The sequence below is a fragment of the Lutimaribacter pacificus genome, from assembly GCF_900142185.1.
GTDB lineage: Bacteria > Pseudomonadota > Alphaproteobacteria > Rhodobacterales > Rhodobacteraceae > Lutimaribacter > Lutimaribacter pacificus.
Genome location: NZ_FQZZ01000015.1, coordinates 32,622 through 57,504, shown reverse-complemented (window position 1 = coordinate 57,504; position 24,883 = coordinate 32,622). Strand labels below are relative to the sequence as shown.

At 67.4% G+C, this 24,883-nt stretch carries 20 protein-coding genes and 1 tRNA gene; 10 read left to right on the top strand and 11 right to left on the bottom strand.

Annotation, left to right across the window (positions count from 1 at the left end; translation table 11 throughout):
- A partial coding sequence (locus tag F3H87_RS20935) for an EF-Tu C-terminal domain-related protein (protein WP_149788994.1) occupies positions 1-105 on the top strand: 105 nt, incomplete at its 5' end.
- A gap of 233 nt (positions 106-338) precedes the next feature.
- Positions 339-414 (top strand) — tRNA-Trp (locus F3H87_RS20930).
- A 113-nt stretch (positions 415-527) separates the two neighbouring features.
- Here the strand turns inward: F3H87_RS20930 and F3H87_RS20925 are convergent.
- Genes F3H87_RS20925 through xdhA form a run of 7 tightly spaced genes read right to left on the bottom strand, consistent with a single transcriptional unit; the run spans position 528 to position 9,959 of the window.
- Positions 528-1,601, bottom strand: a complete 1,074-nt coding sequence (locus tag F3H87_RS20925; RefSeq protein WP_149789811.1) for a BMP family ABC transporter substrate-binding protein — start codon at positions 1,599-1,601, stop codon at positions 528-530.
- Positions 1,602-1,634: 33 nt separating this feature from the next.
- Positions 1,635-2,555, bottom strand: coding sequence for an ABC transporter permease (locus F3H87_RS20920; protein ID WP_149789810.1), 921 nt, complete (start codon positions 2,553-2,555; stop codon positions 1,635-1,637).
- Between the two features lies 1 nt (position 2,556).
- Positions 2,557-3,639 carry an ABC transporter permease gene (locus tag F3H87_RS20915; RefSeq protein WP_149789809.1) on the bottom strand — a complete coding sequence of 361 codons (1,083 nt, stop codon included), beginning with the start codon at positions 3,637-3,639 and terminating at the stop codon, positions 2,557-2,559.
- Between the two features lie 48 nt (positions 3,640-3,687).
- Entirely contained in the window at positions 3,688-5,205 is a 1,518-nt protein-coding gene (locus F3H87_RS20910; RefSeq protein WP_149789808.1) for an ABC transporter ATP-binding protein, read from the bottom strand.
- Positions 5,202-6,215: a xanthine dehydrogenase accessory protein XdhC gene (gene xdhC, locus F3H87_RS20905; protein WP_149789807.1), complete on the bottom strand. Its 1,014-nt coding sequence runs from the start codon at positions 6,213-6,215 to the stop codon at positions 5,202-5,204. The genes F3H87_RS20910 and xdhC overlap by 4 nt, the downstream gene beginning before the upstream one ends.
- Positions 6,205-8,550 (bottom strand): xanthine dehydrogenase molybdopterin binding subunit, encoded by a 2,346-nt coding sequence (gene xdhB / locus F3H87_RS20900; protein WP_149789806.1) that lies wholly within the window; start codon positions 8,548-8,550, stop codon positions 6,205-6,207. Before xdhB ends, xdhC begins: the two co-directional genes overlap by 11 nt.
- Entirely contained in the window at positions 8,547-9,959 is a 1,413-nt protein-coding gene (gene xdhA / locus F3H87_RS20895) for a xanthine dehydrogenase small subunit (protein ID WP_149789805.1), read from the bottom strand. Before xdhA ends, xdhB begins: the two co-directional genes overlap by 4 nt.
- A gap of 222 nt (positions 9,960-10,181) precedes the next feature.
- Between xdhA and dnaE the strand changes: the two genes are divergently transcribed.
- Positions 10,182-13,688 (top strand): DNA polymerase III subunit alpha, encoded by a 3,507-nt coding sequence (gene dnaE, locus F3H87_RS20890; protein ID WP_149789804.1) that lies wholly within the window; start codon positions 10,182-10,184, stop codon positions 13,686-13,688.
- Positions 13,689-13,776: 88 nt separating this feature from the next.
- Positions 13,777-14,622, top strand: coding sequence for a hypothetical protein (locus F3H87_RS20885; RefSeq protein WP_149789803.1), 846 nt, complete (start codon positions 13,777-13,779; stop codon positions 14,620-14,622).
- A gap of 6 nt (positions 14,623-14,628) precedes the next feature.
- On the opposite strand, the gene F3H87_RS20880 is transcribed toward F3H87_RS20885, so the two are convergent.
- Positions 14,629-14,823 (bottom strand): SlyX family protein, encoded by a 195-nt coding sequence (locus F3H87_RS20880; protein ID WP_149789802.1) that lies wholly within the window; start codon positions 14,821-14,823, stop codon positions 14,629-14,631.
- Between the two features lie 90 nt (positions 14,824-14,913).
- Here F3H87_RS20880 and F3H87_RS20875 point away from each other — a divergent pair, with 90 nt between their 5' ends.
- From F3H87_RS20875 to hisG, 4 genes are all read left to right on the top strand, one after another.
- Entirely contained in the window at positions 14,914-15,717 is an 804-nt protein-coding gene (locus tag F3H87_RS20875) for a crotonase/enoyl-CoA hydratase family protein (protein WP_149789801.1), read from the top strand.
- 500 nt (positions 15,718-16,217) lie between these two features.
- Positions 16,218-17,696, top strand: coding sequence for a histidine--tRNA ligase (gene hisS / locus F3H87_RS20870; protein ID WP_149789800.1), 1,479 nt, complete (start codon positions 16,218-16,220; stop codon positions 17,694-17,696).
- Positions 17,693-18,778 carry an ATP phosphoribosyltransferase regulatory subunit gene (locus tag F3H87_RS20865; RefSeq protein ID WP_149789799.1) on the top strand — a complete coding sequence of 362 codons (1,086 nt, stop codon included), beginning with the start codon at positions 17,693-17,695 and terminating at the stop codon, positions 18,776-18,778. The genes hisS and F3H87_RS20865 overlap by 4 nt, the downstream gene beginning before the upstream one ends.
- On the top strand, positions 18,775-19,470 hold the full coding sequence (gene hisG, locus F3H87_RS20860) for an ATP phosphoribosyltransferase (RefSeq protein ID WP_149789798.1): 696 nt from the start codon (positions 18,775-18,777) through the stop codon (positions 19,468-19,470). The genes F3H87_RS20865 and hisG overlap by 4 nt, the downstream gene beginning before the upstream one ends.
- A 60-nt stretch (positions 19,471-19,530) precedes the next feature.
- On the opposite strand, the gene F3H87_RS20855 is transcribed toward hisG, so the two are convergent.
- Positions 19,531-20,109 carry an outer membrane protein gene (locus tag F3H87_RS20855; RefSeq protein ID WP_149789797.1) on the bottom strand — a complete coding sequence of 193 codons (579 nt, stop codon included), beginning with the start codon at positions 20,107-20,109 and terminating at the stop codon, positions 19,531-19,533.
- 280 nt (positions 20,110-20,389) lie between these two features.
- Here F3H87_RS20855 and F3H87_RS20850 point away from each other — a divergent pair, with 280 nt between their 5' ends.
- Positions 20,390-20,917 carry an SH3 domain-containing protein gene (locus tag F3H87_RS20850; protein ID WP_149789796.1) on the top strand — a complete coding sequence of 176 codons (528 nt, stop codon included), beginning with the start codon at positions 20,390-20,392 and terminating at the stop codon, positions 20,915-20,917.
- A 258-nt stretch (positions 20,918-21,175) separates the two neighbouring features.
- Here F3H87_RS20850 and F3H87_RS20845 read toward each other — a convergent pair whose 3' ends face one another.
- Positions 21,176-21,607: a DUF1489 family protein gene (locus F3H87_RS20845; RefSeq protein WP_149789795.1), complete on the bottom strand. Its 432-nt coding sequence runs from the start codon at positions 21,605-21,607 to the stop codon at positions 21,176-21,178.
- Positions 21,608-21,734: 127 nt separating this feature from the next.
- Here F3H87_RS20845 and F3H87_RS20840 point away from each other — a divergent pair, with 127 nt between their 5' ends.
- Positions 21,735-23,996 carry an adenosylcobalamin-dependent ribonucleoside-diphosphate reductase gene (locus F3H87_RS20840; protein ID WP_149789794.1) on the top strand — a complete coding sequence of 754 codons (2,262 nt, stop codon included), beginning with the start codon at positions 21,735-21,737 and terminating at the stop codon, positions 23,994-23,996.
- 276 nt (positions 23,997-24,272) lie between these two features.
- Here F3H87_RS20840 and F3H87_RS20835 read toward each other — a convergent pair whose 3' ends face one another.
- Positions 24,273-24,872 carry a hypothetical protein gene (locus F3H87_RS20835; protein WP_149789793.1) on the bottom strand — a complete coding sequence of 200 codons (600 nt, stop codon included), beginning with the start codon at positions 24,870-24,872 and terminating at the stop codon, positions 24,273-24,275.
- Positions 24,873-24,883: the final 11 nt, after the last annotated feature.

The following is a 24,883-nucleotide window of genomic DNA, read 5'->3' as shown; positions in this document are numbered from 1 at the left end:
GTGGAACTGATCGCGCCGATCGCGATGGAAGACGGCCTGCGCTTCGCCATCCGCGAAGGCGGCCGCACCGTCGGCGCCGGCGTCGTGTCGAAAATTATCGAGTAAGGCAGCCTGCCTCACCCGATGGAACATCTGGAAGGCGCCCGGCAACGGGCGCCTTCTTTTTTGTGTCGCCGATATCGCTGCAAAAACCACCGAAAACAGCAATGACACCAGCCGGACAGGCGACCCTGACGCTCAACACGGTCCCGAACGGGGCGAAACGGGCGCGGCACCGCAAGGGGATGAAAATCGCCCTTGATTTCGGTCAGGCAGCATCGTATCCGTCACCCCGGCCTAGGGGTATAGCTCAGCTGGTAGAGCGACGGTCTCCAAAACCGTAGGTCGCGGGTTCGAGCCCTGCTGCCCCTGCCAATCCTTCCCGTCCGATACCGATCCGGCCGCGCGGTCCTGCCGCGCCGCGGTGCCGTGTCCAACGAAAAAGGCCCGCCGGATCGGCGGGCCTTTCGGTATCCGTGGCGATGCGCTTATTGCGGGATGTCGCCTTCGATGCCTTCGACATAGAAGTTCATGCCCAGCAGCGTGCCGTCATCGGCGGTTTCGCCATCGGCCAGCCACGCGCTGCCGTCCTGCTTGTTCAGCGGGCCGGTGAAGGGGTGGTATTCGCCGTTGGCGATCGCGTCCTTCAGCGCCAGCGCCTCGGCCTTCACGTCCTCCGGTACGGCATCGGTGATTTCGCCGATGCCCACCATGCCCGGGCCGATGCCGTCCCAGGTGTCGGTCGATTCCCAGGTGCCGTCGATCACCGCCTGGGTGCGCGCGATGTAATAGGGTGCCCAGTTGTCGATGATCGAGCTGACGCGCGGCCGCGGCGCGTATTCGCTCATGTCCGAGGCCTGGCCGAAGGTGATGACGTTGCCGGCGCTCTGTGCTGCGGCCTGCGGCGCGGTCGAGTCGGTATGCTGCAGGATCACGTCGGCGCCTTGTTCGATCAGCACCTTGGCGGCGTCGGCCTCTTTCGCCGGGTCGAACCAAGTATAGGCCCAGACGATCTTGAACTGCACGTCGGGATTGGCCTTGCGGGCGTGGATGAAGGCCGAGTTGATGCCGCGGATGACCTCGGGGATCGGGTACGAGCCGATATAGCCGACGATGTTCGATTCGGTCATCTTGCCGGCGATGTGGCCCTGGATGGCGCGCCCCTCGTAGAAGCGGGCCGAATAGGTCGACACGTTGTCGGCGCGCTTGTAGCCGGTGGCGTGCTCGAACTTCACGTCCGGGAATTTCTTGGCCACGTTGATCGTCGGGTCCATGTAGCCGAACGAGGTGGTAAAGATCAGGCTGGCGCCGTCCAGCGCCATCTGCGTCATCACGCGCTCGGCATCGGGGCCTTCGGGCACGGATTCGACAAAGACGGTCTCAACCGCGTCGCCGAAATGCTCTTCCACGGCCAGGCGGCCCTGGTTGTGTTCATAGGTCCAGCCGCCATCGCCGACCGGGCCGACATAGACGAAGCCGACCTTGGTCTTGTCCTGCGCCATGGCCGTGCCGGCCAGGCCCAGGGCAATGGCTGCGGTCGCCAGAAGCTTGGTGAATTTCATGTAAGGTTCCCCCTAGTGGTTGCGATTATGGCCTCATTGCGAGGCATGGAAAGATCGGCCGAGTGCGGCAGGTGCCCTGCTTTTGTCCGCCGACATGATGACGAGCACGAGGATCGTGATCAGATAGGGCGACATTGCCAAGTATTCGACGGGAATGGCAACACCGGCCGCCTGCAGGTTCAGTTGCAGCACCGTGATCCCGCCGAAAAGATAAGCGCCCAGCATGACGCGCCACGGCTTCCAGCTGGCGAAGACGACCAGCGCCAGCGCGATCCAGCCGATGCCGGCGGTCATGCCCTCGGTCCACTGCGGGACGCGGATCAGGCTGATATAGGCCCCGCCCAGCCCCGCACAGGCGCCGCCGAACATGATCGCCAGGATGCGGATGCGCACGACCTTGTATCCCAGCGCATGTGCGGCGTCGTGATTCTCGCCCACCGCCCGCAGGATCAGCCCGGCGCGCGTGTTCTTCAGCACCCACCAGACGGCCGCCACCAGCGCCAGCCCGAAATAGACGACGATATCGTGCCGGAACAGGATCGGCCCCAGCACGGGGATATCCGACAAAAGCGGAATGTCCACGCGCGGAAAGGGCGGCGGCTTGATCCCCTGGTATCCCTGCCCCAGCAGCGCCGACAGCCCCAGCCCGAACAGCGTCAGCGACAGCCCCGAGGCCACCTGGTTGGCCAGCGCGAACTGCGTCAGCACCGCAAACAGCAGCGACAGCGCCGCCCCGCCCGCCGCGGCGGCGACCAGCCCGACGATGGGCGAGCCGGTATTGACCGCGATGGCAAAGCCGCAGATCGCGCCGGTGATCATCATCCCCTCGACCCCGAGGTTCAGGACACCGGCCCTTTCCACCACCAGCTCGCCGATGGCGGCCAGCAGAAGGGGCGTCGCCGCGACCATCAGCGAGGCCAGCAGCAGGATCGGGTTGATCGAGCCGAAATCCATCTTACGCCACCTCTCTTGTCACCCGCCGGATGCGGTAATTCGTTGTCACGTCGACCGCCAGCAGGAAAAACAGCAGCATCCCCTGGAACACCTGGATCGCCGCCGCCGGCAGCCCCAGTTTCGACTGCGCGATCTCGCCGCCGATATAGGTCAGCGCCATCAGCCCGCCCGCCAGCAGGATACCGATGGGGTGCAACCGGCCCAGGAAGGCCACGATGATCGCGGTAAAGCCATAGCCCACGTTGAAGTCGATGCTGACCTGCCCCGACGGCCCGGACACCTCGAACAACCCCGCCAGCCCGGCCAGCGCGCCAGCGGTGCCCAGGCAGAACAGGATCAGCCGCGCGGGGTTCACCCCGGCAAAGCGCGCGGCCCGCGGCGCCTCGCCCGTCAGCCGGATGTGAAAGCCCAGCATGTGCCGGTTCAGCAGGATATAGGCCAGGATCACCGCCACAAGGGCGCTGACGACGCCCCAGTGCATCCCCGATCCCGCGATCAGTTCGGCGTTATGGGCGCTGGGATATTGCTGCAGGTTGCGGCTGCCCGGAAAGCCAAAGCCTTCGGGGTTCTTCAGCAGCCCCAGCGACATCGAGGCCAGCAATTGCTCGGCCACGTAGACCAGCATCAGCGACACGAGGATCTCGTTGGTGCCGAACCGCACCTTCAGCAGCGCCGGGATCATCGCCCAGGCCCAGCCCCCCAGCGCACCCGCCAGCACCATCAGCGGAAAGATGAACCATGCCTCCATCGGGTAGAATGCCAGCCCCACGCCTGCACCGCAGATCGCGCCGATGATGTATTGCCCCTCGGCCCCGATATTCCAGATGCCCGCCCGGAACCCGAGGCTCAGCCCGATGGCGATCAGCACCAGCGGCGCGCCCTTCACCAGCAATTGCGGGCGATAGTAAAACGCGAACTCGGAAAACAGCGGCTCCCAAAAGATCGTGCGGATCGACTGGACCGGGTCCTTGCCCAGAAAGGCGAACAGCACCGCCCCTGCCAGCATGGTCAGGATCACCGCCACCACCGGCGTCAGGTAGGTCCACAGCCGCGAAGGCTGTGGCCGCTTTTCCAGTGTCAGCATGTCGTGCCCCCGGCTTCATCGTTCCCCAAATACTCGGCTGCCCGGCAGTCACACATGCGCAACCTCCATCCCGTGTGCGCCGCCCATCATCAGGCCGATCTCGTCGACGCTCAGCTCCTGCGCCGGGCGGATATCGCTCAGCCTGCCCTCGTTCAGCGCGCCGAACCGGTCGCTGATCTCCATCAGCTCGTCCAGGTCCTGGCTGATCACCAGAACCGCCGTGCCCGTGCCCGCCAGGTCCAGCAGCGCCTGCCGGATCGCGGCGGCGGCGCTGGCATCCACGCCCCAGGTCGGCTGGTTCACCACCAGCACCTCGGGGCGCTGCATCACCTCGCGCCCGATCACGAATTTCTGCAGGTTGCCGCCCGACAGCGCCCGCGCCGCCGTGCCGGGGCCGGGGGTGCGCACGTCGAACCGGGCGATCACCGCCTCGGCGAACTCCCGCGCCTTGCCCCATTTCAGAAAGCCGTTGGCCACCAGCCCCTCGCGCTGCGCGCCGGTCAGCGCGGCGTTTTCCGTCAGGCTCATGTCGGGGGCGGCGGCGTGGCCCAGCCGTTCCTCGGGGGCGGTCAGCAGGCCAAGCTGCCGGCGCGCCGCGGGGCCCAGCCGCCCGATCGGCCGGCCCTTCAGGCGGATCGCGTCGGCATCGGTGCGCAGCTCGCCCGACAGCGCGGCCAGCAATTCGTCCTGCCCGTTGCCCGCAACCCCGCCCAGCCCCAGGATCTCGCCCGCGCGCACCGTCAGGTGCAGGTTCTTCAGCGAGGTGCCGAATTCCGAGGGGCTTCTGACCGACAGCCCGGTGATGTCCAGCGCGACCTCGCCCAACTCGCGCGGCGCGCGTTCGGGGGCCTGAAAGGCGCTGCCGACCATCATCTCGGCCATCTCGCGCGCGGTGGTCCCGGCGGGCACGCAGGTGCCCACGTTCCTGCCCAGCCGCAGGATCGTCGCCTGGTCGCACAGCGCGCGAATCTCTTCCAGCTTGTGGCTGATATACAGGATCGCCACCCCCTCGGCGGTCAGTTTGCGCAGGGTCTGGAACAGGATTTCCACCTCCTGCGGGGTCAGCACGCTGGTCGGTTCGTCCATGATCAGCAGCCGCGGGTCCTGCAACAGGCAGCGGATGATCTCGACCCGCTGCCGCTCGCCCGCGCTCAGGTCGCCCACGGTGCGGTAGGGGTCGATCGGCAGGCCGTAGGTTTCGCTGACCTCGCGGATACGGGCGGCCAGGTCGCGCATCGGCGGCGGGTTCTCCATCCCCAGCGCGATGTTCTCGGCCACGTTCAGCGCGTCGAACAGCGAGAAATGCTGGAACACCATCGCCACGCCCGCCGCACGCGCGGCGCGCGGCTCGGCCGGGGCATAGGGGGCGCCGCGCAGGGTCATCGTGCCGCTGTCGGGCTTGACCAGCCCATAGATCATCTTGACCAGCGTGGATTTTCCCGCGCCGTTCTCGCCCAGCAGGGCATGGACCTCGCCCTCGCGGATGGCGAAGGACACGTTGTCGTTCGCCACCACCCCCGGATAGGCCTTGGTCAGCCCCTCGATGGTCAAAAGAGTATCCGTCACCCCGTCGCCGTCCTTTCGTCCCCGCGGTCTTGCCGCCGCGCCTGTTCAACTATCCCCGCCGCCACCCCGATGGCAATGGCCTGCGGGTGTTTGCCCAGGGCCGGGTCGCCGATCGGGCAGGCGATGCGCGCGATTTGGGCAGGCGCGTGGCCCAGCCCGGCCAGCCGCTTGCGGAACCGCGCCCATTTCGTCGCCGATCCGATCACGCCGGCCCCGGCAAAGCCGCGCCGCAGCGCCGCGTCACACAGCGCAAGGTCCAGCGCGTGGCTGTAGGTCAGGATCAGGTGATGCGCATCCGCGGGCGCATGAGGCATCAGCCGGACGGGATCGGCGGCGGGGATCGCCTGCACGCCCGCAGGAACCACGCCGGGAAACCGCGTGGCATCGGTATCGACCCAGGTGATCGCCAGCTCCGGCAGCGGGGCCAGCACCCCGACGATGGCCCGCCCGACATGCCCGGCGCCCCAGATCCAGACCGGGACCGATGGGTGCAGGACCGGCTCGATCATCCAGCCATCCAAAAGCTGCGGCGCCGGTTGCACACCCTGCGCCCGCGCCCGGTCCAGAACGCGCCGCACCGCAAGCGGCATGTCGCCAGCCGCACCGACAGGCCGCAGCACGACGCCATCCTTCATCTTGCCGGAAATACTCCCCGGGGGGGCGGCGCAGCCGCGGGGGGCGGGCAGCCCCCCTTCCCACGCCTCCAGTCGCGCGGCGTCGAATATCTCGCACAGCAGGTTCACCGACCCGCCGCAGCACTGGCCCAGCTCGGGCCCCAGCGCATGACGGCTCAGGCGGTCTTTTCCGGTGGCCAGCGCCGCCCGCGCCGCGCCTGCCGCCCGGTATTCCAGCGCCCCGCCACCGATCGTGCCCGATTGCCCGTCGGCCCAGACCAGCATTGCCGCGCCGACCTCGCGCGGGGATGATCCGGCAATGCGGGCGATCATCACGCGGGCCACGCGGCCATGCGCCGCGACGGCGGCGCGCAGGGCGGCCAGGTCAAAGCTCACCGCGCAGCCTCCTTATCGCGTGCAGCACCCGTTCGGGCGTTGCCGGTGCGTCCAGCGCGGGATAGCCCGCACCACAGGCCGCCACCGCGTCCGACAGCGCCATCAGCGCCGAGATGCCCAGCATGAAGGGCGGCTCGCCCACCGCCTTGGAGCGATAGATCGTCGCTGCCGGGTTGGGCTGGTCCCACAAGCCGACATTGAACACCGGCGGCGTGTCGGACGCCGCCGGGATCTTGTAGGTCGAGGGCGCATGGGTGCGCAGCCGGCCCTTGTCGTCCCAGACCAGTTCCTCCATCGTCAGCCATCCCGCGCCCTGCACGTATCCGCCCTCGATCTGGCCGATATCCAGCGCCGGGTTCAGGCTGGCGCCCGCGTCGTGCAGGATGTCGGTGCGCAGGATGCGGTTCTCGCCGGTCAGCGTGTCCACCGCCACCTCGGTCACCGCCGCGCCGTGGGCGAAATAGAAGAACGGCCGCCCCTGTCCGCGCGTGCGGTCCCAGGACAGGTCGGGCGTCTTGTAGAACCCGGTGGCCGACAGGCTGACCCGCGCGAAATAGGCGCTTTGCACAGCCTCGGCAAAGCTCATGTCGGCGCCGCCCACCTGTACCCGGCCATCGACAAAGCGCACGGTGCCGGGCGATGCCTGGTGCGTTTCGGCCAGGTGCGCGGCGATCCGGTCGCGGATGGTTTCGCAAGCCGCCAGCGCGGCCATCCCGTTCAGGTCCGAGCCGCTGGATGCGGCGGTGGCCGAGGTGTTGGGCACCTTGGCGGTGTCGGTGGCGGTGATGCGCACGGTCTCTACCGGCACGCCAAAGGCGCTGGCGGCGACCTGCGCGACCTTCTGGTTCAGCCCCTGGCCCATCTCGGTGCCGCCGTGGTTCAGGTGGATCGACCCGTCCTGGTAGACATGCACCAGCGCCCCCGCCTGGTTCAGATGGGTGAGGGTGAACGAGATCCCGAACTTGACCGGCGTCAGCGCGATCCCGCGTTTCAGCACCGGGTTGGCGGCGTTCCAGTCGCGCACCGCCTGCCGCCGCGCGGCGTAATCGGCGCGTTTCGCCAGCGCGTCGGTCATCTCGTGCAGCAGGAAATCGTCGACCTCCATGCCATAGGGCGTGACGTTGCGCGCCCGCGCCGCGCCGGGCGAATGCGGCCCGGCATAGCGGTGCCCGCTGCCCGGCCCGCGCGGTTCGGCCGCGTCGTAGTAATTCACCCGCCGCACCTCCAGCGGGTCACGGCCCAATTCGTGGGCGATGTGGTCCATCACCCGCTCGATTCCCACCATCCCCTGCGGGCCGCCGAAGCCGCGAAAGGCGGTGGCGCTTTGCGTGTTGGTGCGCAGCCGGTGGCTTTCGATCCGCACGGCGGGCAGGAAATAGGCGTTGTCGGCATGCAGCATCGCCCGGTCGGCCACCGGCAGGGTCAGGTCCTGCGCCCAGCCGCCGCGTGTCATCTGGGTAAAGGCGACGCCGGTCAGCCGCCCGTCGCCGTCGAACCCCGCGCGATAGTCGATGCGGAAATCGTGGCGCTTGCCGGTGATCACCATGTCGTCGTCGCGGTCATAGCGCATCTTGCAGGCCCGGCCCGTCGCGCGCGCCGCGACCGCGCAGGCCACCGCCAGCGCGTTGCCCTGGCTTTCCTTGCCGCCGAACCCGCCGCCCATCCGGCGGGTTTCGATGCGCACCTTGTGCATCGGCACGCCCAGCGCCTCGGCCACCTTATGCTGGATCTCGGTCGGGTGCTGGGTCGAGCTGTGCACCAGCATGTCGCCATCCTCGCCCGGCAGGGCCAGCGCGGCCTGCCCTTCGAGATAGAAATGCTCCTGCCCGCCCATCTCGATCCGGCCCTCGATGCGGTGCGGGGCCGTGGCCAGCGCCGCCTCCACGTCGCCGCGCGACCAGGTGATCGGCCCGCCCTCGAAATAGCTGTTTGCGGCCAGCGCCTCTTCGACCGTCAGGACCGGCCTGTCCTCGTCATAGGCGATCCTGCCCAGCTTTGCGGCACGGCGCGCGGCCTGGTGGCTGTCGGCCACGACCGCGAAAACCGGCTGGCCCACGTAATGCACGGGGCCATCGCTCAGCAGCGGCTCGTCATGGATCGAGGGCGAGACATCGTTGGCAAAGGGCAGATCCTCTGCCGTCAGCACGGCCACCACGCCGGGCGCGGCGCGCACCGCCGACAGGTCCATCGACGTGATGCGCCCGGCGGCCACGGCGCTTAGGCCGAAACACAGGTGCAGCGTGCCCGCCGGCACCGGGATGTCATCGACATAACGCGCCTGGCCGGTCACGTGCAGCGGCGCGGAATCGTGGGGCAGGGGTTTGGTAACGCTCATGCCTGCACCCTCCGCACATCGGTTTCGGTGCCGGACAGGTCATGGAAATACCGCACCAGCAGGTTGCGGGCCGTGGTCAGGCGATAATCGGCACTGGCGCGCATGTCGGACAGCGGGGCGAAATCCTGCGCCCAGGCATCCCGCGCGGCGGCGATTGCCGCCTCGGTCCAGGGCTGTCCGGTCAGGGCCTGTTCCACATGCGTTGCGCGTTTTGGGATACCGGCCATACCGCCAAAGGCGATGCGCGCCGAGTGCACGACGCCGTCCCGCACCACGATGTTGAAACAGCCCAGCAGGGCCGAAATGTCCTGGTCGAAGCGTTTGGAGATCTTGTAGCAGCGCAGCGCGGGCGCGGTGGCGGGCAGGGTCACGGCCGCGACGAACTCGCCCGGCGCGCGGTCCTGCTTGCCGTAGTCGACAAAGAAATCCTCAAGCGGCACCTCGCGCCGCGCCTCGCCCTTGCGCAGGTGCAGAACCGCCCCCAGCGCGATCAGCGCGGGCGGGTTGTCGCCGATGGGCGAGCCGTTGGCGATATTGCCGCCGATCGTCGCCGCCGCCCGCACCTGGGCCGAGCCGTAGCGGCGGATCATCCCGGCGTAAGAGGGGTGATGCGCCGCCATCAGCGCCAGCACCCGGTCCATCGTGACGCCTGCACCGATGCGCAGCGTGCCGCCATCTTCGGCGATGTCCTGCAGGTCCGCGCAGCGGTTCAGAAAGATCACCGGCCCCGGGTCACGCATCTGTTTCGTTACCCACAGGCCCACATCGGTCGCCCCCGCGATCAGCGTGGCATCGGGATGGGCGGTGTAAAGCCGTGCCAGATCGTCCGCGCTTTCGGGCTGGAAACCGCGCTGGGGGGCTGTCTGCCCCCCGCCGCCTGCGGCGGCCCCCCCCGAGGATATTTCGGGAGAGAGGAAACCGGGGTCGTCGCGCAGGTGGTCGGGCACGGGCGCGGGTTCCGCCGCGCGGGCGGCGCGCAGGATCGGCACGTAGCCGGTGCAGCGGCACAGGTTGCCCGCCAGCGCGGTTTCGTGGTCGGTTTCGCCGTTGAGGTGGTTCACCGCCATCGACGCCACGAAACCCGGTGTGCAGAACCCGCACTGGCTGCCGTGATGCGCGACCATCGCCTGCTGCACCGGGTGCAGCGCGCCGTCGGGGGCGGCGATGCCCTCGACCGTGCGCAGGGCCTTGCCGTGGAGTTGCGGCAGGAACAGGATGCAGGCGTTCAGCGCGCGCGCGCCCCGGTCGTCGGTGACCATGACCGTGCAGGCGCCGCAATCGCCCTCGTTGCAGCCTTCCTTGGTGGCGGCGAGGCCGCGACGCTCGCGCAGCCAGTCCAGCGTGGTCATCGTCGGGTCGATGTCACGCAACTCCACTCTCTCTCCGTTCAGAAGAAAGGTGATATCCATGAGGTGTTAACCTGCCGCCTTACCTGATCCGACCCGGTCTTTGCCGGGGTGCGCGCCCTCGATGCGGCGTAGAAAGCGCGCGGTTGTCCCTGTTGTGCCCTCAAGGCTAGGCAAGGCGGGGCGGGCTTGGCAAGGAAAAACGCGCTTTTCGGCCGGGCGGAGGGCGCGCGCGGTCAGATTCCGGGCTTTTCGCGGCGGGCGACCCCACATATTGTGTCCCGTATGAGCACCTCGCCCCGATTCATTCACTTGCGCGTCCATACCGAGTATTCGCTGCTGGAAGGCGCGGTGCGCCTGAAGAAGCTGCCCGGCCTCTGCGAAGAGATGCAGATGCCCGCCGTAGCGGTGACCGATACCAATTCGATGTTCTGCGCGCTGGAATTTTCCGTCACCGCCAGCGGCGCGGGCATCCAGCCCATCGTCGGCTGCCAGGTCGACGTGACCTATGACGAGGTGCAGCCGGGCCAGCGGCCCCGCCCGCCCGCCGGGGTGGTGCTGCTGGCGCAGAACGAGGCGGGGTATGAAAACCTGATGCGGCTGTCCACCTGCCTTTACGTCGGCAAGGGCGGCGAGGAGCCGCAGGTGACGGTGGAGCAACTGGCCGAGTTTTCCGACGGGCTGATCTGCCTGTCTGGCGGGCCGAACGGGCCGGTCGGGATGCTGCTGCAGGAGGGCGCGCGCGATCGCGCCGAGGCGCTGATGCGGCGGCTGGCCGCGATCTATCCCGACAGGCTTTATGTCGAGCTGCAACGCCACCCCGAAGAGGGCGGCCCGCCCGAGGCCGAACGCAAGACCGAGCGCGGCTTTGTCGAGATGGCCTATGCGATGGACCTGCCGCTGGTGGCCACCAACGATGTCTATTTCCCGAAAACCGACATGTACGAGGCGCATGATGCGCTGATCTGCATCGCCGAGGGCGCCTATGTCGACCAGTCCGACCCGCGCCGCCGCCTGACTCCGCAGCATTATTTCAAGTCGCAGCAGGAAATGGTGACGCTGTTCGCCGACCTGCCCGAGGCGATTGCGAACACCGTCGAGATCGCCCGCCGCTGCGCCTGCAAGGCGGAACGGCGTGACCCGATCCTGCCGAAATTCGCCGATGACGAGGTCGAGGAACTGCGCCGCCAGGCGAAAGAGGGGCTTGCCGCGCGGCTTAAGGTCATTCCCCACGCCGCACCCGTCGAGGAGTACGAGAAGCGGCTGGAATTCGAGCTGGGCATCATCGAGGGCATGGGCTTTCCCGGCTATTTCCTGATCGTGGCCGATTTCATCAAATGGGCCAAGGAACAGGGTATCCCGGTGGGGCCGGGCCGGGGCTCGGGCGCGGGCAGCCTGGTGGCCTATGCGCTGACGATCACCGACCTCGATCCGCTGCGCTACAGCCTGCTGTTCGAACGCTTCCTGAACCCCGAGCGGGTGTCGATGCCCGACTTCGATATCGACTTCTGCATGGACCGCCGCGAAGAGGTGATCCGCTACGTGCAGGAGAAATACGGCCGCGACAAGGTGGGGCAGATCATCACCTTCGGCGCGCTTTTGTCCAAGGCGGCGGTGCGCGATATCGGCCGGGTTCTGCAGATGCCCTATGGGCAGGTCGACCGGCTGTCGAAGCTGATCCCGGTCGAAGGGGTCAAGCCGGTGTCGATCGTCGAGGCGCTGAAGCAGGAGGAACGCCTGCGCCAGGAGGCCCGCAACGAAGAGGTGGTGGATCGCCTGCTGAATTACGGGATGCAGGTCGAGGGGCTGCTGCGGAACGCCTCGACCCACGCGGCCGGCGTGGTGATCGGCGACCGGCCGCTGGACCGGCTGGTGCCGCTTTACCAGGACCCGCGTTCTGACATGCCGGCCACGCAGTTCAACATGAAATGGGTGGAACAGGCCGGGCTGGTGAAGTTCGACTTTCTCGGGCTGAAAACGCTTACCGTGGTGCAGAACGCCGTCGACCTGATCGTGAAGGGCGGGCGGCACCTGCATATCGCGCCGGACGGCACGCAGCTTTACGATCCGCCCGAGGGCGCGGTCGACGATATCGGCGCGATCCCGCTGGATGACGAGGCGACCTATAAACTCTACGCCAGCGCCAGGACGGTGGCGGTGTTCCAGGTGGAAAGCTCGGGGATGATGGATGCGCTCAGGCGCATGAAACCGACATGTATCGAGGATATCGTGGCGCTTGTCGCGCTCTACCGGCCCGGCCCGATGGAAAACATCCCGACCTATTGCGAGGTCAAGAACGGGCTGAAGGAACGCGCCTCGATCCACCCGCTGATCGACCATATCCTTGAGGAAACGCAGGGCATCATCGTCTACCAGGAACAGGTGATGCAGATCGCGCAGGAAATGGCCGGCTACAGCCTTGGCGGCGCCGACCTGCTGCGCCGCGCGATGGGCAAGAAGATCGCCGCCGAGATGGCCAAGGAGCGCCCCAAGTTCGAAAAGGGCGCGATGGAAAACGGCGTCGACAAGAAAAAGGCGACCGAGGTTTTCGACCTGCTGGAGAAATTCGCCAATTACGGCTTCAACAAGTCGCACGCGGCGGCCTATGCGGTGGTCAGCTACCAGACTGCGTGGCTCAAGGCGAACCACCCGGTCGAATTCATGGCCGGGGTCATGAACTGCGATATCCACCTGACCGACAAGCTGGCGATCTATGCCGAAGAGGTGCGGCGCGGGCTGGACATCGAGATCGTGCCGCCCTGCGTGAACCGCAGCCTGGAAACCTTCGACGTGCAGGAGGGGCGGCTGGTCTATGCGCTGGGCGCGCTCAAGAACGTGGGGCTCGAGGCGATGCGCCTGATCACGGCGGCGCGCGGGGACAAACCCTTTGCCACTCTGTTCGATTTCGCCCGCCGGGTCGATCTGAAACGCATCGGCAAGCGGCCGCTGGAAATGCTGGCGCGGTCCGGTGCGTTCGACCAGCTCGATCCCAACCGCCGGCGGGTGTTCGACAGCCTGGACGCGCTGGTGAACTATTCCGCGGCGATCCACGAGCAGAAGAACTCCAGCCAGGTATCGCTGTTCGGCGAGGCGGGCGACGACCTGCCCGAACCGCGCCTGTCCCCGGTCGAAGACTGGCTGCCGGTCGAACGGCTGGCCGAGGAACACAAGGCCATCGGGTTCTACCTTTCGGGCCATCCGCTGGACGATTACCTGCCCGCACTGAAACGCAAGAACGTCCTGACGATTGAGGCGCTGCGCGAAAAGGCCGAGCGCGAGGGCGCGGCCATCGGCAAGGTCGGCGTGCTGGTTTCGGGCCTGCAGGAGCGCAAGTCGGGCCGGGGCACGCGGTTTTTCCGCATGAACATCTCGGACCCGACCGGGCAGGTCGCGGGCATGGTGATGTTCTGCGACGATTTCGAGGCGACCCGCCAGGTGTTCGAGCAGACCAATCAGGTGGTCATGACGCTCGAGGCGCGGTTCAACGAGGGGCAGTTCGACCCGATGGGCCGCTCGGTCGCGCCGATGGACGGGATCGTGGCCGATGCCGGTGCGGCGGGGCTGCGCATCTTCGTGGACGACGCGGCCGCCATCGCGCAGGTCGACAGCGTGTTGTCGCAGGCGGCCGAAACCGTGCGCGGCGTCGGCAAGGGGCCGATCCATTTCTGCCTGATGAACCCCGGACTGCCCGGCGAGGTCGAGATCGACACCGGCATCGAGTACCCGGTGAACCCGCAGATCAAGGGCGCGATCCGGTCGCTTTCCGGCGTGCTGGAGGTGCAGGAGGTCTAGGCTGGTTTCGGCCTGCGGCCGCCACCTTGCTGGACGCAGGCGGCCTGTCTGCGCTATCACCCCCGCACATGACGGGGGAGATCGGAACGTGAAGCCTTGGATCGCCAGTGTCGCGGCGGCGCTTGTCCTTGCCGGATGCGCCAGCCCGATGGATCGCGTGACGCGCCTGTCCGAGCTGGACCTGGCCGACGCGCCCGCGACGGTCGAAATCGCCGAACCCGCCTCCGAGGCGCAGGCCGAAACCGGCGGCCTGTTCGCCCGGCTTCTGCGTCCCAAGACCACCGCGCCGGACGGCACCGGGGATGTGGCCGATACGCCTGTCGCGGAAACGCAGGCCGCCCCGGCGGAACGCCGCGGGCTGTTCGGCCTTTTCGGCGGTGGTGCGCGCGACACGAAAGGCGAGGGGACGCAGCTTGCCTCGCTCGACCCCGACGCCCCGGATGGGCGGGTGATCGCGCCGGGCCTTCTGCTGCCCTATGGCGAGGTCGCGCGGGTCTGCGACATGCCCCGCCGCGACATGGGGCGCGAGGTGGCGAAATACCCCGAGCGCGGCCCCGAATACCGCCTTTACGACAGCGCGCCGGGCAGCACCGCGCCGCACAGTTTCTACCTCACCGGCTTTCCCGACGGCTGCGCGCGGCAGTTCACCGGGGCGCTGGCCATGTTCGGCAGTCCCGCGATGCACGAGCAGTTGCGCTATGGCGCGCCTGCCGGGTCGCTGCCCTATAGCGATACCGACAAGGCCTATGAAAAGATCAAGCGCAAGGTCTGCGGCGTCGGCCGCAACAAGCCCTGCGGCGCAAGGGTTTCGCGGCTGGAACGCGACACCGCTTTCCTGACGGTCTACGAACATTTCGGCGACAATGCGCGCTGGGCCACGATCCTGCTGCATGGCGGTGCGGTTGTGGCGCGCGACGTGAAATCGGGCGGCTGATCGCGGTCAGTAATGCGGCGGGCGTTCGTCGCCCAGCACGATACCGCCGGTGCCCTCGGACTGGCGCGCCGCTTCGCGCTCCATCAGCATGGCAACGCGACGCGTCAGGCGGTCGATCTCGGCCTGCTGGCTTGCGACCATGTCGGACAGGTCGTCGACGGCGCGGATCAGGTGGGCGAGTTTCTCTTCCAGATGCTCCATCGGGATCTCCGTCTGCGGTGCGGAACGGGACGTTATCATGGCGCCGCCGCGCGGGGAATGGCAGATTGTTCCGGCAAGACGGAGGGGAACATGACGGTTACGACGCAACGTCTGGACAGGGTGCTGGTCGTCGGCATCGACCGGCCCGCGCAGCGCAACGCGGTCGACCCGGCCACGGCCCGCGCGCTTTTCCGCGCGTTCCTGGATTTCGAGGCCGATGACGGGCTGGACGTGGCCATCCTGACCGGCACCGGCGGCGCGTTCTGCGCCGGGTTCGACCTGAAGACGGCCGCCGACGGACGGGCGGACGAATGGCTGCAAAGCCTTGATATTCCTGCGGATTGGGACGATCCCGCCGGGCAGCCGATCCCGGGGCCGATGGGCCCGTCGCGGCTGATGCTGTCCAAACCCGTGATCGCCGCGATCGAGGGGCACGCGGTGGCGGGTGGGGTGGAACTGGCGGCCTGGTGCGACATGCGGGTGGCCTCGGAAACGGCTGTTTTCGGGGTCTTTTGCCGCCGTTGGGGCGTGCCGCTGATCGACGGGGGCACGGTGCGGTTGCCGCGCATATTGGGGCAGGGGCGGGCGAATGACCTGATCCTGACAGGTCGCCCGGTGGGCGCGGAAGAGGCCCGCGCGATGGGGCTGGCCGACCGCGTGACGGACCCCGGTAAAGCCTTGGAAAACGCCATAATTCTGGCCCAGAGCCTGACGCGGTTTCCGCAGGGCTGTATGCGGGCCGACCACCTGTCGGCCCGGATGCCGGGCGCGGAACTGGCCGCCGCGCTGCGCCGCGAATGGCGCTCGGCCGGGGCGTTCCAGGCGGAAGGACGTGCGGGTGCCGCGCGGTTTTCCGGGGGGCGCGGACGCGGCGGGACCTTCGACGAGATCTGAGGCGACGGCCCGCGATTCAATGGTTAATCGCGCGGTTCGGGTGCGAAAGCGCGCGGTTCTTAACGAAAGATGACCGGAAATCGCGCGGTTTGGCGGGAAAAGCGCGCAGTTTCGGGGGCATGACCTGCCCCGGCAAGGTGTCGGACTGCGGGTTTTGGGGTGTCATGTTACCTCTGCCCGGAAAACCGCGCGGTTTGGACGGGAAACCGCGCGACGTTAACCTTTGCGATGGCGGCACGACGCATCCCGCCCGGAACAGCCGCGCAGCGGCCCGGGCATCGCACGGCCGCCCCCCGACCGCGGCCATGCGATGCCCTCGGACGGCGGACGAACCGGGCCAGGGTGTAGCGGCGCCCAAAGGGCGAATGCCCTGACGATCGGTATCCGGCGGGAGTATTTCGGGAACGATGAAGCACCATGGCCCGACCGGCGGATCGCTTGCCCTTTCAGGGGGGGTGCGCTAGACGCGGCGCGAGTTCCGTGGTGCAAGGACCAGAGCGATGGCCAAGCAGAAAAAAGCCCCCCGCCCCAAGGCCGAAACGCCGAAAGGGTTCCGCGACTATTTCGGGCACGAGGTGACGACGCGCGCCGAGATGCTGCGGCAGATCGCCGGGGTCTATCATCGCTACGGATTCGACGCGCTGGAAAGCAGCGCGGTCGAGACGGTCGAGGCGCTGGGCAAGTTCCTGCCCGATGTCGACCGCCCGAACGAGGGCGTGTTCGCCTGGCAGGAGGACGAGGGCGACTGGCTGGCGCTGCGCTATGACCTGACCGCGCCGCTGGCCCGCGTCTATGCCCAGCACCGCAACGATCTGCCGACGCCCTACCGCCGCTACGCGATGGGGCCGGTCTGGCGCAACGAGAAGCCGGGGCCGGGGCGGTTCCGGCAGTTCTATCAATGCGATGCGGACACGGTGGGCAGCGGCTCGGTCGCCGCCGATGCCGAGATCTGCGCGATGCTGGCCGACACGCTGGAAGAGGTGGGCATTCCGCGTGGCGATTACGTGGTGCGGGTGAACAACCGCAAGGTGCTGAACGGGGTGCTGGAGGCGATGGGCCTTGGCGACGATCAGGACAAAAGGGATGCCGTGCTGCGCACCATCGACAAGTTCGACAAGGTGGGCGAAGCGGGCGTGCGCGAATTGCTGGGCAAGGGGCGGCTGGATGCCTCGGGCGCGTATATCGACGGTGTGGGGCTGAGCGATGAACAGGCCGGGCCGGTGGTGGCGTTCCTGACGTCGAAAGGGGCGGACAATGCTGCGACCCTGACCAACCTGCGCGCGGCTATCGGTGGCAGCGCGATCGGGGGCGAGGGCGTGGACGAGCTGGAGCAGATCGCCGACCTGCTTGCCGCCCAAGGCTATGGCCCCGACCGCATCGTGATCGACCCCTCGGTGGTGCGCGGGCTCGGATACTATACCGGGCCGGTGTTCGAGGCGGAGCTGACCTTTGAAATCTTCGACGAGAAGGGCCGCAAGCGGCAGTTCGGCTCGGTCGCGGGCGGTGGGCGCTATGACGATCTGGTCAAGCGGTTCACGGGCCAGGCGGTGCCGGCGACCGGCGTGTCCATCGGCGTCGACCGCCTGCTGGCGGCGCTGCGCGAAAAGGGCCGGATCGAGGCGCGCGAGGTTGGGCCGGTGGTCGTGACCGTGATGGACCGCGACCGGATGGCCGATTACCAGGCGATGGTGGCCGAGCTGCGGCAGGCCGGTATCCGCGCCGAGGTGTATCTGGGCAATCTGAAGAATTTCGGCAACCAGTTGAAATATGCCGACCGGCGACAATCGCCGGTCGCGGTGATCGAGGGCGGCGACGAAAAGGACCGTGGCGTGGTGCAGATCAAGGATCTGATCCTTGGCGCGCAGATCGCCGAGACCGCGACGCTGGAGGAATGGAAGGACCGGCCCAGCCAGTTCGAGGTGCCGCGCGATCAGTTGGTCGCCAAGGTGCGCGAAATTCTGGACGCGCACGGGCTATGACCCCGCTGGCATCGGAAACCCGCGAGGCGGCCCGCCTGCGCGAGATATTCACGCAGGCCGGTGCGGTGCCTGTGGAATGCGCGATCCTGCAACCGGCGGATACGCTGCTGGATCTCTATGGCGAGGATATTCGCGCGCGGGCCTACGTGACCTCGGACGCGCTGCGGGGCGAGCAGATGCTGCGCCCCGATTTCACCGTGCCGGTGGTGCAGATGCACATGGCGCACGGGGCCGAGCCCGCGCGATACACCTATGCCGGGCCGGTCTTTCGCCGGCAGGAGGACGACGCGGCGCGGGCCAGCGAATACATGCAGGTGGGATACGAGGTGTTCGACGGCGCGAACCTGGCCGCCGCCGATGCCGAGGTGTTCGCGCTGATCGGCGAGGCGCTGAACGGCGCGGCGCTGCGCGCGGCGACCGGCGATATCGGGATATTGAAGGCCGCGGTGGGCGCGCTGAACACGACGGCGCAGCGCAAGGCGGCGCTGATGCGGCATATCTGGCGGCCACGCCGGTTCCGCGCGCTGATCGACCGGTTCGCGGGGCGTCTGCCGGTGCCGCCCGCGCGCGCGGCGCTGCTGGCCGCGGCCGACCCGTTCGCGGGCTGCGCGCCGGTGATCGGGCTGCGCACCCGGCGCGAGATCGCGGCGCGGATCAATACGCTGCACGAGGATGCTGCCGCGCCGCCGATCCCCGAAAACGAGGTGGCGCTGATCGACGCGATCCTGTCGGTGCGCGAGGCGATGCCCTATGCGCTGGAGCATCTGCGCGACATCGCCGTGGACATGCCCGCGATCGCCCCCGCGGTCGAACAGCTTGCCGCGCGGATGGCGGCGCTGGAGGCGCGCGGCGTGGATGTGGAGCGGCTGGATTTCGAGGCCAGCTATGGCCGGACCAACATGGAATATTACGACGGGTTCGTGTTCGGCTTTTACGCCGAGGCGCGGCCCGACCTGCCGCCGGTGGCGACCGGCGGGCGCTATGACGCGCTGACGCGGATGCTGGGGCAGGGCGATGCGATCCCGGCGGTGGGCGGCGTGATCCGGCCGGGGCTGCTGCTGGAGCTTGGGGGGCGGGCATGACGATCAAGCTGGGCGTGCCGTCCAAGGGGCGGCTGATGGAAAAGACCTTCGACTGGTTCGGGGCGCGCGGCGTGTCGCTGTCGCGGGCCGGGTCGGACCGGGAATATGCCGGCGTGGTCGAGGGCATCGGCGGGGTCGAGCTGGTGCTGCTGTCGGCGGGCGAGATCCCGCGCGAACTGGCCGCCGGGCGTATCCACCTGGGCGTGACGGGCACCGACCTGGTGCGCGAGAAGCTGGGCGGCTGGGAACAGAAGGTCGAGGAGCTGGCGGGGCTGGGATTCGGCCATGCCGACCTGGTGATCGCGGTGCCGGCGGCCTGGGTCGATGTCGACACGCTGGACGACCTGGATGCGGCGGCGGCGGCGTTCCGGGCGGTGCACGGGTTCCGGCTGCGGATCGCCACCAAGTATCACCGGCTGGTGCGGGATTTCCTGCGCGAGCACGGGGTGGCGGATTACCAGCTTGTCGACAGCCAGGGCGCGACCGAGGGCACGGTCAAGAACGAGACCGCCGAGGCGGTGGCCGACATCACCTCGACCGGGGATACGCTGCGGGCCAACCACCTGAAGGTGCTGTCGGACGGGCTGGTGCTGCAAAGCCAGGCGACGCTGTTCCGGGCGCGCGGCGCGGCGGTGACCGCCGGGGAACGCGCGGCGCTGGCGGCGCTGACCGAAAAGCTGGGGCTGGATTGAAAAAGGGCCACCGCGCGTGATGCGCGATGGCCCCCGGGGGGCACGCGGGCCCGTCCGCGATCAGAAGCGGAACGTGCCGCGCAGTTGCACCGTGGTGGCTTCGATATCGGTGCCCGAGCCGTCGAAATCGTCGAACTCGTGGTAAAGCGCCTCGCCGCCGACGGTGAAGCTGTCGGTGATCATGTGCTCATACCCGAGGCCGACGAAATAGCCGTTGTCGCTGCCCATGGTGTCGGTCTCGGCGCGGGCGACACCGGCCGAGGCGTAGGCAAGGCCGTTGCCGATCTTGTAGCCGCCGCGCAGTTTCAGGCGGGCGACGTTTTCCAGCGTGGTGCCGCCGGCGTCGATATCGGCGAAGTCGTAATCGAGACCGCCGCCCAGCACCCAGTTGCCGAAGTCGTAATCGTACCCGGCCACCAGGCCGCCGATCGTGCCGTCGCCGTTGTCGGTGCCGACGTCGACATCGCCATAGCCGATCTGGCCACCGGCATAGCCGCCGGTCCAGTCGATCCCCATCGGCACGGGCTGCTGCATCGGTTCGACCACCGGTGCCGGGGCGGGAGCGTCCATGTTGCCCGCGAAGGCGGGTGCGGCGGCGCCTGCCGCCACGGTGGCGAGTGCTGTCATTGTCTTGCGCATCGTTCCATCCTTTCGGTTTCCGTTCGCCGGCCGCATCTGCTCGGGCCGGCGCTTATGATCAGGACAGGGTTTCCTGCTGCCTGTTCCAGTCACATAAGTGCAGGGCACGGGATACAAGGGGATGGGGGATAAAGGGCAATCACGACGGCGCGATGGGCAAAAGATTGCGCGTTTTGCGCGAATGAACCGGCGGGTTTCGGCGGGTTCCCGCGCGTTGCGCCGGGGCTCGACCGGGGGGGCGCGTCGTGGCAGGATCATGCCTGCCGAAAGGAGTTGCCCGATGCTGCGCCTCAGCCTTGCCCTTTGCCTGACGGTCGCCGGCCCCGCACCGGGCGACACGGTCCGCGTCAGCGACCTGTCTGCCGGCGACCGCCTGAACGTCCGCGCCGGGCCATCCACGCGGTTCGGGGTGGTGGCTGTGCTGCCCGGCGGGCATGGCGGCCTGACGCGGGAGGTTTGCGTGCTGCTCAAGCCGTCGCCGGATGCGGCGAACGGTGGCGATCTGCCGGAATGGTGCGCGGTGTCGCAGGGCGGCGGGATCATCGGGTGGGTCAATGCGCGCTACCTTGCGCCCGAGGCGGCGGCGCCGGGCGAACTGCGGCTGCTGCGCGGGTTCCGCGCGGACGACGACCCGTGCCGGATCGTCGGCGAAAGCGCCGCGACGGTGGATTACCTCGATCACACCCGCTGGCTGGTGGGATGCCCGGCGGGCAGCGCCGGGATCGCCGAGGTGCTGGGCCGCCATGGCGGCGAGGAGGTGGACCGCATCGGCGGGTATGTCCTGCTGTCGGTGCCGCGGGGGGATTAGGGAGTAAGGCGCGGCCCGGTTCGCCTGTTGTGGGGGTGGTGGGCCGTTCCGGGGAAGCGTGACAGAGGGCACCGCACGGCCGCGGTCGGGCGATCCGACGGTTTGTGACTGGCAGTTTATCGTCCAGCCACATCCTCCCTCAAATCGGAGTGCTTGCGGCAGCCAATCGCCCGGCCGGGGGGCGGCCGTGCGATGCCCGGGCCGCTTCGCGGCTGTTCCGGGCAGGTGCTTCGGTGCCGGTTTCAGGTTATCGGATACCTAAATCACCCCGATTTCGGCCAGCGCGCCGGCGAGGTCGGGCGGCAGCGCGTCCTCGTCCTGGCGGTTTCGCGGCAGGTCGGGCGGGGCGTCGGCGGGGTTGAGGTAGCGCCAGCCCTGGAAGGCGCGCTTGGGCGCGGTCATGGTGCGCACCAGCCCCGGTTCCAGCACCAGGGCGCAGCGGCGGATGCCGTCGCCGCGATCCACCTCGTCCATGCGCAGGACACGCTGGCGGCACTGGATCAGCCCCTTGATCACCCAGTAGATCGAACCGCCCGTCACGATCTCGGATTCGCGTTTCGGCCACATGCGGGTGACGTGGCGCGGCAACCCGTCGTCGAAGCGCCGGCGATACTGCTCCTGCCAGGCGGCAAGGCTGTCCACGCTTTCGGTTCCGGCGCTGAGCTTGATCAGATGCAAAGATTTATCCACAGATTCCCCCACAAGCCACGCAGTATATGGTAGCCTGTGCAATATCCGCTTCAAGCAGTTGTGCAAACCGATGGTTTCAGGCATTCTGGGCGCCTTCCATCGCAAATGCCGGACGAGGATTCGCGCCATGACCCGTTTCGCAGCCCCGATCGCCGAACAGATCTGGGACATGAAATACCGTTTCAAGCAGGCCGACGGCACCCCGATCGACCGCACGGTCGAGGATAGCTGGCGCCGCATCGCGCGGTCGCTGGCGGCGGTCGAGAAAGACCCGGCCGCGTGGGAGGACCGGTTCTATCACGCGCTGGAGGATTTCAAATACCTGCCCGCTGGCCGGATCACCGCCGGGGCGGGCACCGGCCGGGACGTGACGCTGTTCAACTGCTTCGTGATGGGCACGATTCCCGACAGCATGGCGGGCATCTTCGACATGCTGAAAGAGGCCGCGCTGACCATGCAGCAGGGCGGCGGGATCGGGTACGATTTCAGCACCATCCGGCCACGCGGCGCGGCGGTGCACGGGGTGGCGGCGGATGCGTCGGGGCCGCTGTCCTTCATGGATGTGTGGGACGCGATGTGCCGCACGATCATGTCGGCGGGCTCGCGCCGGGGGGCGATGATGGCGACCATGCGCTGCGATCACCCCGATATCGAGGATTTCATCACCGCCAAGTCGGATTCGGCGCGGCTGCGCAATTTCAACCTGTCGGTCCTGGTCACCGACGCCTTCATGGAGGCGGTCAAGGCCGACGGCCCGTGGGAGCTGACATTCGGCGGCAAGGTCTATCACACGCTTGAGGCGCGCGACCTGTGGAACCGGATCATGCGCGCGACCTATGATTACGCGGAGCCGGGGGTGATCTTTATCGACCGGATCAACGAGGCCAACAACCTGCGTTATTGCGAAACGATTTCCGCCACCAACCCCTGCGGGGAACAGCCGCTGCCGCCCTATGGCGCCTGCCTGCTGGGGTCGGTCAACCTGGCGCGGCTGGTGCGGCGCCCGTTCGAAGAGGGCGCGGATATCGACGACGCGGCGCTGGACGAGCTGGTCGCCACCGCCGTGCGGATGATGGACAACGTGGTGGATGCGTCGGAATTTCCGCTGGAGGCGCAGGCACAGGAGGCGCAGGCCAAGCGCCGGATCGGGCTGGGCGTGACCGGGCTGGCCGATGCGCTGCTGATGGTGGGGCTGCGTTACGGCAGCGAGGCGGCGGCCGCGAAATGCGAGGACTGGCTGAAGCGGATCGCGCGCGCGGCCTACCTGGCGAGCGTGGAACTGGCGAAGGAAAAGGGCGCCTTTCCGCTGTTCGACGCCGGGCAATACCTGGCCTCGGGCACCATGCAGCAGATGGACGAGGACGTGCGCGCCGCGATTGCCGAGCATGGCATCCGCAACGCGCTGCTGACCTCGATCGCACCGACCGGCACGATCAGCCTTTATGCCGGCAATGTCAGTTCGGGGATCGAGCCGGTCTTTGCCTACAGCTATACCCGCAAGGTCCTGCAGAAGGACGGCAGCCGCAGCGAGGAAGAGGTTGTCGATTACGCGGTGCAGATGTGGCGCGCGAAATTCGGCGAGGCCGAGCTGCCCGACTATTTCGTGAACGCGCAGGTGCTGGCGCCGCTGGATCACGTCAGGATGCAGGCGGCGGCGCAGAAATGGGTGGATTCGTCGATCTCGAAGACGATCAACTGCCCGGAGGACATTTCCTTTGACGATTTCAAGGATGTCTACCTGCAAGCCTATGAGACCGGCTGCAAGGGCTGCACCACCTACCGCCCGAACGACGTCACCGGCAGCGTGCTGAGCGTGAGCGAGGGCAGCGAGAAGGCGCCCGAGGCCGACCAGGGCGCCGACGTGATCTATATGTCGGAGCCGCTGGACCGGCCGCAGGCGCTGGAGGGCTCGACCTACAAGCTGAAATGGCCCGACAGCGAGCACGCGATCTACCTGACGGTGAACGATATCATCATCAACGGCCACCGCCGGCCCTTCGAGGTGTTCATCAACTCGAAGAACATGGAGCATTTCGCCTGGACCGTGGCGCTGACGCGGATGATCAGCGCGGTGTTCCGGCGCGGCGGCGACGTGTCTTTCGTGGTCGAGGAACTGAAGGCGGTGTTCGACCCGCGCGGCGGGGCCTGGCAGAACGGGAAATACATCCCCTCGATCCTGGCGGCCATCGGCGGCGTGCTGGAGCGCCACATGATCGCCATCGGGTTCCTGGAGGGCGAGGGCATGGGCCTGAAATCCGACCCCCGGGCGCAGGTGGTGAACATGGACGGCAACCGCGGCAAGGCCTGCCCCAGCTGCGGCCAGTACGAGATGCGCATGGTCGAGGGCTGCATGACCTGCATGAGCTGCGGCCACAGCAAATGCGGCTGAGGGGCGGGGTGGTGCGTTCCCTGTGACACCTTGGGGCAGGGCAGCCTTGCGCGGCCCTTGCCTGTCTGTGTGCAGCGGCCCGTGCAGGCTGACGGGACCGATGTCGGCAAGGACATCGACAGCCATTTCAATCCTAGGATGAAGTGGTGCCCGGGGGCGGCGTCACAGTAACGTGTTTGTTCAAAGGATTAGAGGTCAGTGGGACATTTTTTTGTTCCACCAACTGTTTGGGAATTCCAGCATCATGTCCCACCAGCTTGGCGGACAAACTAGAGATCAGCCGTCCCCTCCGACTTCAATTCCCGCAGCCTGAAACATCTGCAGCATGCGCCCAACCTCAGTAGCTGCAAGCGTCGTGGTAAGCTCGGACTGAATTTCCCGTACCATTTCACTGAAGGTGAGTATCGTAACCGGGTTGCCACCAATGGCATCTGAAAACGGTTGATAACTTTCCCAAACTGATCGTTCGCCACCCAGTTTTGCGACGGCCAAGACGTAGGTGAAGCGGTCCGTACCTGTTGCATCGCGAACGGCCCTTACAAACGCTTCGGACCATTTAGGAACGGTCAGTTCGCGGAACGCTTTCCACGCCTTCCGCCCGCGCAGCACCTTGTCTTGTTCTATGGCAGCAATCTCAGAGGCGGGATTGAAGCCGCCCTGCCAGCTCTTGCAGCTGACCGCGACAACTTTCCGATCACCGTCGATAGTCGGGTGAAAACCCAGAACGTCTATATCACTATGGTTTGAGTCTTGGTTGCTCACAAACTCAGGGTGATCTTTTCGCGGCAAAAATTTCAAATTGTGCTGCACGAAATACCCCTTATGAACGAGATATTCCTCAACAATCTGCTCAAGTATGTCTTCCTTTGTAGCCAACTGTAGTGCTT

Bases quoted from the DNA above. Each gene is read 5' to 3' on its own strand.
- hisG (WP_149789798.1), top strand. From the start codon at position 18,775: ATGACGATCAAGCTGGGCGTGCCGTCCAAGGGGCGGCTGATGGAAAAG.
- F3H87_RS20880 (WP_149789802.1), bottom strand. From the start codon at position 14,823: ATGGAGCATCTGGAAGAGAAACTCGCCCACCTGATCCGCGCCGTCGAC.
- xdhA (WP_149789805.1), bottom strand. From the start codon at position 9,959: ATGGATATCACCTTTCTTCTGAACGGAGAGAGAGTGGAGTTGCGTGAC.
- F3H87_RS20865 (WP_149789799.1), top strand. From the start codon at position 17,693: ATGACCCCGCTGGCATCGGAAACCCGCGAGGCGGCCCGCCTGCGCGAG.
- F3H87_RS20850 (WP_149789796.1), top strand. From the start codon at position 20,390: ATGCTGCGCCTCAGCCTTGCCCTTTGCCTGACGGTCGCCGGCCCCGCA.
- xdhB (WP_149789806.1), bottom strand. From the start codon at position 8,550: ATGAGCGTTACCAAACCCCTGCCCCACGATTCCGCGCCGCTGCACGTG.
- F3H87_RS20875 (WP_149789801.1), top strand. From the start codon at position 14,914: ATGACGGTTACGACGCAACGTCTGGACAGGGTGCTGGTCGTCGGCATC.
- F3H87_RS20840 (WP_149789794.1), top strand. From the start codon at position 21,735: ATGACCCGTTTCGCAGCCCCGATCGCCGAACAGATCTGGGACATGAAA.
- F3H87_RS20925 (WP_149789811.1), bottom strand. From the start codon at position 1,601: ATGAAATTCACCAAGCTTCTGGCGACCGCAGCCATTGCCCTGGGCCTG.
- dnaE (WP_149789804.1), top strand. From the start codon at position 10,182: ATGAGCACCTCGCCCCGATTCATTCACTTGCGCGTCCATACCGAGTAT.
- F3H87_RS20920 (WP_149789810.1), bottom strand. From the start codon at position 2,555: ATGGATTTCGGCTCGATCAACCCGATCCTGCTGCTGGCCTCGCTGATG.
- F3H87_RS20855 (WP_149789797.1), bottom strand. From the start codon at position 20,109: ATGCGCAAGACAATGACAGCACTCGCCACCGTGGCGGCAGGCGCCGCC.
- hisS (WP_149789800.1), top strand. From the start codon at position 16,218: ATGGCCAAGCAGAAAAAAGCCCCCCGCCCCAAGGCCGAAACGCCGAAA.
- F3H87_RS20915 (WP_149789809.1), bottom strand. From the start codon at position 3,639: ATGCTGACACTGGAAAAGCGGCCACAGCCTTCGCGGCTGTGGACCTAC.